This is a genomic window from Listeria sp. ILCC797 (assembly GCF_900186185.1).
Lineage (GTDB): Bacteria > Bacillota > Bacilli > Lactobacillales > Listeriaceae > Listeria > Listeria goaensis.
In genome coordinates this window covers 109,728-120,219 of record NZ_FYBS01000004.1, presented here as the reverse complement: position 1 = coordinate 120,219, position 10,492 = coordinate 109,728, and the positions used below count along the sequence as shown (strand labels likewise).

Sequence of the window (10,492 nt, the reverse complement as noted above, 5' to 3'; positions counted from 1 at the left end):
ATATCAATTTATACAAAAAATCACCGGTTAATTCTAAAGGGGTGAGCAAAATAAAAAAGGTGATGGGAAGGCATATTAGGTGTGGCTTTCCCATCATCTTTTATTTGTTTTTACGAATTAATATGAGTCCGGATAATGTGGTGATAAGTAGTCAAATTAATTGTATTTTTTGTGGTGATTTGTCACCTGTTTTTGGTAGGGGACTAGTTGAAGGTACGGGGACTGGTTTTTGGCTTGTAGTCGGCGGCGTACTATTTTTTGTTGTTTCTTCAAAAGAAGTGTTTGGAATAATGGTTATTTTTAGTGTTAACGGGGAAGCGTTGTTGCCGTTCGGGTCGGTGCTGCTTACAGTGACTTCATAAGTTCCAACTGTGTTCCAATCTACTTGATTTAAGCCAGTGATTGTTAGTTCAGAGCCATCATCTGTATGTATATTTGCCAGTTCTTCGTATTCTGAGATAGTAAGCGGGGGATGACCTGCAACTATACGAATATCAGTACCGCTAATGATTGGAGCATTGGTATCTACTGCTGGCTTGGTCAGGAAAGTGACAGAATATACGAAATTAGGATATGATTTTTTGTAAGTTATGCTGACTTTGTCTGGGATAGAAGTTGAGGTATCCCAAGTATGATTGCCATTTGTGAAAGAATATGTATCACTTGGATAGGGTATGTTTTCAGTTAATGGTTCTTTGTAAAAATCATAAGCGATTGTTTTGGAAGCTGGAAGAGTGACTTTGTTCTGATTGATTTCTGTATTTGATAAATTTATAGTTTGATAGGCTAGTTTAAGTGAGCATCCTGCATCAAAAATATTTTTTAAAGGTGAGATATCACGAATATGGTTAGAACCTAAATCGAGATAAGTTAAGTGGGAGAAGTTTGTAAGCGTTGTGACATCAGTAAGTTCATTTGAGACCGCGAATAATTGTTTAAGGTTTGTTGAATTTTTAATATCACTTAGAGAAGACACTCCATTTTCTGAAAAATCGAGATAAAGTAAGTCTTCCATGTTCCTTAGAGCGGACAAATTTGTTACTTGATTAGCGGCAAAGTTCAAGTCAATTAGATTTGTTAATGTTTTAATAGCCGATAAATCAGTAATTTTGTTAGTATGCATCGACAAATCTGTCAACTGTGTTAAATTTTTAAAAACCGAAATATCTGAAATCTTATTGTCCCCGATAAATAAGATTTCTAAGTCATGCATATTTTGAAGAAAGGAGATATCAACAATTTGATTACCTTCAATATTTAAAGTTTTAAGTTTTGTTAGACCAGCTAGAGCAGAAATATTAGTAACCATATTCTGCCCTAAATCCAAGTACTCTAAATTGGTAAGGTATTGAAGGGCTGAAATATCGGATAGTTCAAAGTTACCTTGAAGATTTAAAGAAGTTAAAGCGTTTAAATGAGCTAATGGTGAAATGTCTGTGATGGAATTGACGCTTATATTTAGATCCACTAAATTATTTAAGTACTCGGCGCCTTGAATGGAACGGATGTTACAAAAGTTAGCATATATATCTGTTATTCGATTGAGCTCTTCTTGTGTCACAATGTCTGTACTTGAACTTGCTCCGGTTTCTTCCATGATAACTTCGCGGAAATGAACGTCTGGGAAGATAGATTCATAGGTGGAGTTTGGCAGCAAGTTTGTTGCATTCAAATCATTAGTAGGTTGAGAATCAAATGTTTGTGGGAGATTCTCGTCTGCTGCAAAAACAATGTATGTTGCACATAAATTTGTTGTTACAATAATGAAAGACGCTAATAAACATTTCAACAATTTTAAACACTATTTATTTACTTTAAATAAGATGGGATAGTTGCGGGGTGCAATTCGCGCATTTTAGTAATATCTACAACAATATTTGCGCCATCTTTAAAAATAATTTGATCTTTGTAAAGTAAATCAAGATGTTTATAAAAGCCACCTTGTGATAGCGTGGAATATTCCATCAGGCGTGTATGGGTATATTCTTTTGGAAGTTTAACGAAATGTGCACTTTCAACATTAGAATCCAACAAGTAGCTAAGGTTGAACATACATTGGACGAGTACATTTTCTTTGCTTCGAATGCTTAATAAAGATTTAAGATAGTAGTGCGACGAGAGACGCTTCATGATGTAATAAATGAAGGGAGCGTTATGCGGAAAAGAAAGTAGATACTCTAAATCTTCTTTTTTTATGGCATAGACTTTTGTTGTTGTCAAAGTCTCAAATATCATTCCTTTAAAATCATCAAAAATTTGACCGAATCCGACAATATCTCCTTCTGTGAAAAAGGAGTATACTTGGTCGCTTTTTGTTTCCATTGTTCTTTTAATATATCCCTCTACGATGCCTGATATAATAATGTAACAAACATCCATTTCATCAAAGGAAACAATTGTTCTCGCTGGAACTTCGAGTTCTTTAATTGCTTCCGGAAGTTCAACTTTGATGGCACGGACGAATTCATTTGTACTAAAGAGAGTATTCATAATTTCACACCTTTCAATTAGCATAATACCACGTGAAACATAAAAGTGCACCCCACTTTAGTGCTGATTTAACCTATAATTTGTCTATTCTGTGAATTTTCTTTCATTAACTTTGAAAATGTGAACAAATTTCGAAAAAATGCATTTAGATAAGTAGAACTAACAACCGTTGTCAAATACTACTACGAAACGAAAACAATAAGATAGAAGAAAGCGAATGAAAATTTAAAAATAGGACTTCAATATAGGACTAAAAAGGGTGGCTGGGAATGCTGTTGTATGGAATTAAATGGATAATCAAACTAGGAGGAGCTAATAGATGGGACTTGGACGATATTCGAAAGCGTTATCATGATATTATTGTATTTTCTGCGGGGGAAATGGTATTCTAAAACAAGAGGTGAAGGAAATGGAAGCATATCAAAATATTGATGAGTACATCGCGCAGTTTTCAGGGGAAACGAAAGAACGTCTTGAAAAGATTCGTGCTCTAGTTCATGAGATGGCGCCAGAAGCAACTGAGAAAATTAGTTACGGCATTCCAACATTTTATTTAAATGGTAATTTAGTTCATTTTGCCGGGTACAAAACGCATATTGGCTTTTATCCAGGGGCAAAAGGGGTAGCGACATTTTTAGCTGATGTAGAAGGAAAGTACAAATATTCAAAAGGGACTATTCAATTTCCGCTAAAAGAAGATTTACCTGTAGAATTAATTGAAAAAATTGTCAAATTCCGAACAGAAGAAAATCGCGCAAAATAAGGTTTTAACGAAAGTGAGTACAGGTATAGAAGAGTATAGTCCAAGTTTGAAATTGGAGGAATTAACATGACAAATTATAAACGTATTTTAGTTGCGGTAGATGGTTCAGACCAGTCAGAGGCGGCGTTTTATGAAGCAGTTAATCTAGCCAAAGCATTTGGTTCATCGCTTTCGCTCGCAAGTGTCATTGATGTTCGATCATTCCCAACATTTACAGCAGAAGGCAGGACATGGGAAGCTGAGTTAAGAGCTGATGTGGAAGAAATTCTTGCTAAGTATGTGCAAATCGCAAAAGAAAAAGGTGTAGAATCAGTCGGGACTTTTTTGGAAGTCGGTAACCCGAAAAAACTTTTAACAGAAGAAATTCCTGATTTATATGGTGCAGATTTAATTGTTTGCGGGGCGATGGGACTTAGTCGTTTGGAAAAAGTTTTAATGGGAAGCATTTCATCTTATATTGTGAAACACGCAAAATGCAATGTTTTAATTGCTAGATAATATAAAAAAGAAGGAGATCAGGGCTGATTTCCTTCTTTTTTGTATTTTTTTCATAGAAATTAGAGCATTTTCTTGGAAACCATGCTAAACTATAAAAAGGCGATGAAAAAAGAGGAGGGCGTTATGAACAGACAAGCTGAGTTTATTTTAACCATCATTGGCGCAGCATTTAGTATAGTGACAACTATTTTTATCGTAATCTATGCATTGTTTATGGGAATGGGTATTGCGGCAAGCTTAGAATTCGCGAGTGGAAATACTACAGCATGGTTTTTAGGAATATTTGTTGTCATTTTTGGCATGATTATTCTAATTTCAATTGCATCGGCAGTTTTTGGTTTTATTGCTGCATTTAAAATAAAGGAAGATGTTCCGAAAGTGCAAACGTATGCGATTATGTTAATTGTTCTAGGGGGCTTGCAAATTTCAAGCATTCAAGGGATTTTATTTTTAGTAGCTGGTATTTTAACAGTGACGAAAAAAACGCCGAAAGTCCCTTCTATTGAAAACGAGAGTGAGGAATAGACAGAATGGGTATGATGTTTTTATTTACGATTGGTTTATTATTTTTAGCGTTAGTGTCGCTTGCAGCACGCGCGATTGTAGCGGTCTGGATTTATAAAGATGCAGAAAGACGTGGGATGAATTCATTGCTTTGGTGTTTACTTATCGTATTCACAAGTGTGATTATCGTCTTGCTGGTTTATTTGTTTGTGAAGAAACCTAGCTTTGAACCCAAAAAAGGGTTGGGGCTTTTGATTACGGGTTGTGTTATGACAGGTATAAGCTTCGTTTTGAGCATTTTTGTTATCATTGGCTTTTTCGGTATGTTTGGGATGATGATGGATGGATTTGACGATGGTTATAACTACGATTACGACATGCATGACAATATGTTTGATGATTACGATTATGATTATGACGACGAATATGATTTTTAAAACAGATGCTACATCAAAGAACCCCTGCAAATAGTAGGGGTTTTTGTTTTTACTGAAACAGGGTAGGTAGAGAAAAAAGCGTTGTTAGGAGAAATTGTTATGGACACGGTTATTTTGATTACGATATTAATTGTCCTTGTGGGACTTACTTTCGATTTTATTAATGGATTTCATGATATTGCAAACGCTGTTGCGACGTGTATTTCAACGCGAGCTTTGAAGCCGCGCGTCGCGATTTCAATGGCCGCTGTGATGAATTTTTTAGGGGCAATTTCTTTTACAGGTGTGGCAGAAAGTTTGACGAAAAGTATTGTGGATCCTTTCGCATTGCAGCACGGGGAATTTGTTGTTTTGTGCGGGTTAATTGCGGCCGTCATTTGGAATTTGCTTACTTGGCTAATTGGTATGCCGAGCAGTTCCTCTCACGCACTAATTGGGGCGATTGCGGGCGCTTCAATTGCATCGGCAGGATTTAGCGTTATTAATTTTGGCGGTTTTACGACAATTATTATTGCGCTCATCATTTCGCCAATTATTGGTTTTTCGGTCGGCTATTTGATTTATTCGGCGTTTAAATGGATTTTCAGAAACCGGAAGCGCGCGAAAACAAATCAGCGTTTTAAAGTCGCGCAAATTTTTACAGCGGCCATTCAGGCGTATGCCCACGGGACGAATGATGCGCAAAAAACGATGGGAGTCATTACACTTGCTCTTATTGCAGGAGGGCTCCTAAAAGAAACGGCGGGCGTTCCGTTTTGGGTTCAACTGTCCTGTGCGCTAGCGATGGCGATTGGCTCGTCAGTTGGTGGTTTTCGGATTATCAAAACCGTCGGCACGAAAATCATGCGTATTGAGCCTGTGACAGGCGTGGCAGCCGATATAAGCTCGCTTTCCGTTATCATGACAGCAACGCTCACGCACCTTCCCGTTAGCACGACGCAAGTTATCGATAGCTCGATTATGGGCGTCGGCACCGCGAATCACAAGAAAGAAGTGAACTGGCGGACGGGCAAAAACATGCTTGTTACATGGGTGATTACGCTTCCTATTGCAGGGGTACTCGCAGCGCTCGTTTACTGGGTGGCGGCTTTTCTTTTCTTATAAAAGGGAGTGTCTGCCATATTTTTGATGGACTTAAAGGAGATTCTATGCAGAAAAAAGACAAAATTGTTTTTTCATTAGTGATTATTTTAGGCTTGCTTTCCGCGTTTGGCCCGCTGTCGCTCGACATGTACTTGCCAGCGCTACCAGACATTGCAAACGACATGGGGATTGCAGCATCTATGGCACAGCTTAGCTTGACGGCCTGCATGATTGGACTTGCAACCGGCCAGCTCGTCATCGGCGCGCTTAGTGATGCTGTCGGTCGCCGAAAACCACTTCTCATTGGCGTATTTACATACTTTATCATTTCCTTTCTTTGTATTTTTACAGGCAATATCATTTTATTTATCCTACTCCGTTTTATCCAAGGATTTGCTGGTGGGGCTGGAAGTGTGCTGTCCCGGGCAATTGCGCGCGACTATTACGAAGGGAAAAATTTAACGCGGTTTTTCAGCTTTTTAATGTTAATTAATGGGCTTGGCCCGATTTTAGCACCGATAATTGGGAGCGGCATGCTGCTTGTGACAGACTGGCATGGGATTTTTATATTATTAACTGTAATCGGACTTGTCCTTTTCGTGTTATCGTTTTTCATGATTAAGGAATCGCTACCGCAAGCAGAACGCGAACAGGGCGGGCTAAAAGGAACGTTAGTGACGTTTGGCAAATTAATTCGCAGCGCTGATTTCATGCAGTTTGCCTTACCACAAGGCCTTTTAACGGGCATGATGTTTGCCTATATTGCGGCCTCGCCATTCGTTTTACAAAGTATTTATGGTTTATCGCCGCAAATGTTCAGCTTATGCTTCGCTTTAAACGGATTAGGTCTTGTTATCGCTTCCCAATTAGCGGGAATGTTCAGCATGCGGTATACTGAAGTTAGCGTTTACAAATTCGGCATCACACTCGCTGTTTTGGCTAGTCTAGCCTTGCTATTTTTACTCGCTTTTTTAGCCCCCGTAATGGTTGTTATTGTCGTGTTGTTCCTTGCAATCTCAAGCGTTGGGATCATTAACACGGTCGGAACCTCGCTCGCAATGCAAAGCCAAACAAAAAATGCAGGGAGTGCATCCGCGCTAATCGGTCTAATGGGTTTCCTTTTCGGCGGGATTGTTTCACCACTTGTAGGGCTTGGTAGTGGGAAAACAGGCCTTCCAATGGGACTTGTTATGCTAGGTTGCGCGCTCGCAGCCGTCTTCGTTTTCCTATTTTATCAGAAGGGACGAATCAAACATGAAAATTGAACACGTTGCAATTTGGGTGAAAGATTTAGAAGTTATGCGCCAATTTTATGAAAAATACTTCGAGGCCACTTCATCTGAAAAATACGTCAATGAAACGAAAGGCTTCGCATCTTATTTTCTGACAATGGCGTCTGATTGCCGAATCGAACTGATGACCCGTCGCGATATTGTTTCAGAAAAAGAAGGGGAACAATTTGGCTACGCGCATCTAGCCATCTCACTAGGCAGCAAGGAAAAGGTCGATCAATTTACCGAGATTTTTCAAAACGACGGATTTAAAATTGCAGGCCTGGCCCGAACAACAGGAGATGGTTACTATGAAAGTGTGATTTTGGATCCAGAAGGAAATACGATTGAATTAACGATATAAATTTCGAGGTGAAGAAAATGGAAATTAAAACAAATCCAATTGTTGTTGAAAAGTATAATTTTGAAACGAACGTGACAGAACAGACTAGCGGAGAAAACCAAATTAATGTGCAGCTAAATGAAGTTGAACCAGTTGGCGATGATAAATCGATTTTAGAAGCAGGTAAGATGTTTAAAATTGATGTGCCCTTTATATTAACACTCGACCGCTTCAAAATTGATGGACATATTAGCCGGATTATTCAAATTGTCGACTTTTTTGGTGCGGCAGAAGAGCTTGAAAAGCATTTAATGGCGGAACTTTCTGCGCCTTTAGTTGACTACATTAAACGCTTAACGTATGAAGTGACTGAAATCGCCTTTGATGAACCAGGCTTCCAACTTAATTTTGAATCGAACTGAGCCCGAGCAGGGGTTCAGTTTTTTTAGGAATTGGACTTGAATGTTAAACGTATTTTCGCTATGATGAAGGAAAGACAAGAACGGAGGGATAGTATGACAGAGAACGAAGAGCAAAAATTGTTTGATAAAGAAAAAGTCAAAGAAATTTCTGAAAAAGTCGGAGGAGCAGCAACAGATGCTGCTGGAAAAGCTGGCGAAGTTCTTGGAGATGCTGCCAAAATCGCAGTTTACGGGTCGCTTGAAGCGGCAAAAGTAATCGGTAAAACAAGTGGTTCCTTTCTAAAAGGCGTGAAACGTGGTTTTCAGAAAGATAAAGAATAAACAAGTCATTGTGAGGTTTGGGAAATCCTAAACCTCATCGATTTTATTTAGGGAGTTTTTTGTGTGATAGCTTATTTTTCAAGTTTAAATCCTGTCTTATTAGCTCTTTTAGCAGGTTTATTTACATGGGGGTGTACGGCGCTCGGAGCCGCACTCGTTTTTTTCTTTAAAGATCTTAATCAAAAAATGACAAATGTTATGCTCGGTTTTGCTGCTGGTGTCATGCTTGCTGCAAGTTTTTGGTCACTTTTAAGCCCTGCGATTGAACAAAGTGCGGATATGGGACGGTTTTCATTTGTTCCAGCGCTTGTCGGTTTTGTTTTAGGTGGCGTATTTTTAAGATTAGTTGACCGCATCATTCCGCATCTCCATCTAGGCTTTCCAGAAACGAGTAAAGAGGGTCCGAAAACAAAACTGCGTAAAAGCATTTTGCTCGTTTTATCGATAACGATACACAATATTCCAGAAGGAGCGGCAGTGGGAGTCGCTTTTGGAGCCGTTTTAGTCGGTGACACAGAAACTTTTGTTACGGCTGTTGTATTAGCTTTAGGAATAGGAATTCAAAATTTCCCAGAAGGAGCAGCTGTGTCTATTCCACTGCGCGGTGAAGGTTTAAGTCGCGCTAAAAGTTTCTGGTATGGACAACTTTCTGCTGTAGTGGAACCAATTTTCGCTGTTATCGGCGCATTGTTAGTCGTTTTTGTGACGCCAATTTTGCCATACGCGTTAGCTTTCGCTGCTGGAGCAATGATTTTTGTTGTGATTGAAGAATTAATTCCAGAGTCGCAAGTGGAAGGTTCAACGGATTTAGCCACTGCAGCAACAATGGCTGGCTTTGCGGTGATGATGGTTTTAGACGTTGCACTCGGATAAAAAAGTTTAAATTAATACTTTTAAAGAAAAATATGGTATACTTAATGATAGTGAACTTGTTCACAAACTATATAGATAGTTTTTTTGGAAACTTTGCTTTCCAATAACTATAAAAACACGAAAAAGCTCCCACTTTTCGTGTTTTTTTATTTGTGTGGCAAAACTGCCTTTAGCTCCTCTAAAATGGCCAATTGGAAACGATAATCTTCTTCAGTGCCGTGCAAGTTTGTCGAAAGTGACAGTTCACCGCGAAAAGTTGTAACCGCAACTTGGAAATAAGGCGCAAATTTGAGTGAACCCGAAATAAAAACGTCAGAAACCGTGATACCCCCAAAATCAAGCAATTTATCATCTATAATTCCCATATTGGTTAAACTCGTTTGTGGAATATTGTACCGCTTTTGCACTTGTTTTTTAAACACACGGTAGGGGAGAAACTTATAAATAAGTTCGAGTAGGTAAAATTTATGGAGTGGTTGCAAATCGCTTTTTTTCGCTTTGAAAATTTCTTTTTTCTTGAGTAAAGTAGTTTCCAAGCTTTCAAAATCGCTACCGCGAAATGAAAAAGTTAAATTGGCCGTTAAATTTGTGATGTCAGGCGTTTTTTTGGTAAACTTTCGCAAATCAATTGGGCAGTCGATGTCAAGTTCTGCGGTGTGCAACTTGTTGTGCAAGGCGATGCTAAACGCGGTGACTAGACAGTCGTTTATTGTCACCCCGTGGTTTTTGGCGTAGGCTTTTAACCAAGAAAATGATTCGTTTGAAACTTTAACGCGTAAAATATATGGGTGCGAATCGTCACCTTTTAGCGGGTAATTTGGATTTTTTGAAGGGCTTGGAGTGATTTTATCTGTTAAAAAATGCCATTTTTGAGCAAGCGAGAAGTTTTGAAAAACTTGATTCAAACTTCTGGACGGGGCTTCTTTTTTTATGGTGAAATCTGGATTTTGAACTAGTTTTGTGTAAAATTCGGCGAGTAAATATAAAAGCTGTTTAAAGCCGGCGCCGTCAGCGAGCATATGATTTAAAATGATGACAAGATTATCTTTTTGTGAAGTACGAATGACCGTCACCCGAATTTGTGGGCCCGTTAAAATATTTAATTTTTTAGTTAGTGCCTGTTGAATGACGGGGTTAGAGTCTTCTGTTTCGATAAGCGAAATGAAATTTTGGGCAGAGAAATCAGCTTCCACCCACTTGGCGCTAGTTTTAGTCTGTTGAAACTTACAAAATAAATGTGGCAATTTATTCCCCAATAAGCGGATTGTTTTTTCAAGAAGCATCAAATCTAGGTGCCCCTCCACTTCTAAATAAGCATGTAAATGATGATCATTTTTATGGTTTTCGCTTGAAATAAGATGTTTAATATCGGAACTTTCCGCTTTGTAATGTGGCATAAATGATTCCCCCTTGTTTGCCAATTTTCCCATTATAGCAAGGCTTTAAACGTTTTTTATAAAATTACTTTGACACATAGAGTAATTCAT

13 protein-coding genes are annotated in these 10,492 nt (G+C 38.5%); 10 read left to right on the top strand and 3 right to left on the bottom strand.

Annotated features, from left to right (window positions below; all coding sequences use genetic code 11):
* Positions 1–151: 151 nt before the first annotated feature.
* Entirely contained in the window at positions 152–1,789 is a 1,638-nt protein-coding gene (locus BN1609_RS05690) for a leucine-rich repeat domain-containing protein (RefSeq protein ID WP_159457893.1), read from the bottom strand.
* A gap of 20 nt (positions 1,790–1,809) precedes the next feature.
* A complete protein-coding gene (locus tag BN1609_RS05685; RefSeq protein WP_088810187.1) occupies positions 1,810–2,490 on the bottom strand; it encodes a Crp/Fnr family transcriptional regulator in 681 nt (226 codons plus the stop codon).
* 409 nt (positions 2,491–2,899) lie between these two features.
* On the opposite strand from BN1609_RS05685, the gene BN1609_RS05680 reads away from it, so the two are divergent.
* From BN1609_RS05680 to BN1609_RS05635, 10 genes are all read left to right on the top strand, one after another.
* Positions 2,900–3,253, top strand: a complete 354-nt coding sequence (locus BN1609_RS05680) for an iron chaperone (RefSeq protein ID WP_088810188.1) — start codon at positions 2,900–2,902, stop codon at positions 3,251–3,253.
* A gap of 66 nt (positions 3,254–3,319) precedes the next feature.
* Complete coding sequence (locus BN1609_RS05675) at positions 3,320–3,751, top strand: universal stress protein (RefSeq protein ID WP_088840620.1); 432 nt, start codon at positions 3,320–3,322, stop codon at positions 3,749–3,751.
* A gap of 123 nt (positions 3,752–3,874) precedes the next feature.
* Positions 3,875–4,276, top strand: a complete 402-nt coding sequence (locus BN1609_RS05670) for a DUF4064 domain-containing protein (protein WP_088810384.1) — start codon at positions 3,875–3,877, stop codon at positions 4,274–4,276.
* A gap of 5 nt (positions 4,277–4,281) precedes the next feature.
* On the top strand, positions 4,282–4,692 hold the full coding sequence (locus BN1609_RS05665) for a peptidase (RefSeq protein WP_088810190.1): 411 nt from the start codon (positions 4,282–4,284) through the stop codon (positions 4,690–4,692).
* Positions 4,693–4,791: 99 nt separating this feature from the next.
* A complete protein-coding gene (locus BN1609_RS05660; RefSeq protein ID WP_088810191.1) occupies positions 4,792–5,796 on the top strand; it encodes an inorganic phosphate transporter in 1,005 nt (334 codons plus the stop codon).
* A 44-nt stretch (positions 5,797–5,840) separates the two neighbouring features.
* Positions 5,841–7,040 (top strand): multidrug effflux MFS transporter, encoded by a 1,200-nt coding sequence (locus tag BN1609_RS05655; RefSeq protein WP_088840619.1) that lies wholly within the window; start codon positions 5,841–5,843, stop codon positions 7,038–7,040.
* Positions 7,030–7,410: a VOC family protein gene (locus BN1609_RS05650; RefSeq protein ID WP_088815716.1), complete on the top strand. Its 381-nt coding sequence runs from the start codon at positions 7,030–7,032 to the stop codon at positions 7,408–7,410. Before BN1609_RS05655 ends, BN1609_RS05650 begins: the two co-directional genes overlap by 11 nt.
* A gap of 17 nt (positions 7,411–7,427) precedes the next feature.
* A complete protein-coding gene (locus BN1609_RS05645; protein ID WP_088840618.1) occupies positions 7,428–7,811 on the top strand; it encodes a DUF1149 family protein in 384 nt (127 codons plus the stop codon).
* Positions 7,812–7,904: 93 nt separating this feature from the next.
* The gene (locus BN1609_RS05640) at positions 7,905–8,132 is read left to right on the top strand and encodes a hypothetical protein (RefSeq protein WP_088810195.1); all 228 of its coding nucleotides are present in this window, start codon (positions 7,905–7,907) and stop codon (positions 8,130–8,132) included.
* A 63-nt stretch (positions 8,133–8,195) separates the two neighbouring features.
* The gene (locus BN1609_RS05635; RefSeq protein WP_088810196.1) at positions 8,196–9,005 is read left to right on the top strand and encodes a ZIP family metal transporter; all 810 of its coding nucleotides are present in this window, start codon (positions 8,196–8,198) and stop codon (positions 9,003–9,005) included.
* 146 nt (positions 9,006–9,151) lie between these two features.
* Here the strand turns inward: BN1609_RS05635 and BN1609_RS05630 are convergent, their stop codons facing one another.
* Positions 9,152–10,402, bottom strand: a complete 1,251-nt coding sequence (locus tag BN1609_RS05630) for a condensation domain-containing protein (protein ID WP_088840617.1) — start codon at positions 10,400–10,402, stop codon at positions 9,152–9,154.
* Positions 10,403–10,492 lie beyond the last annotated feature (90 nt).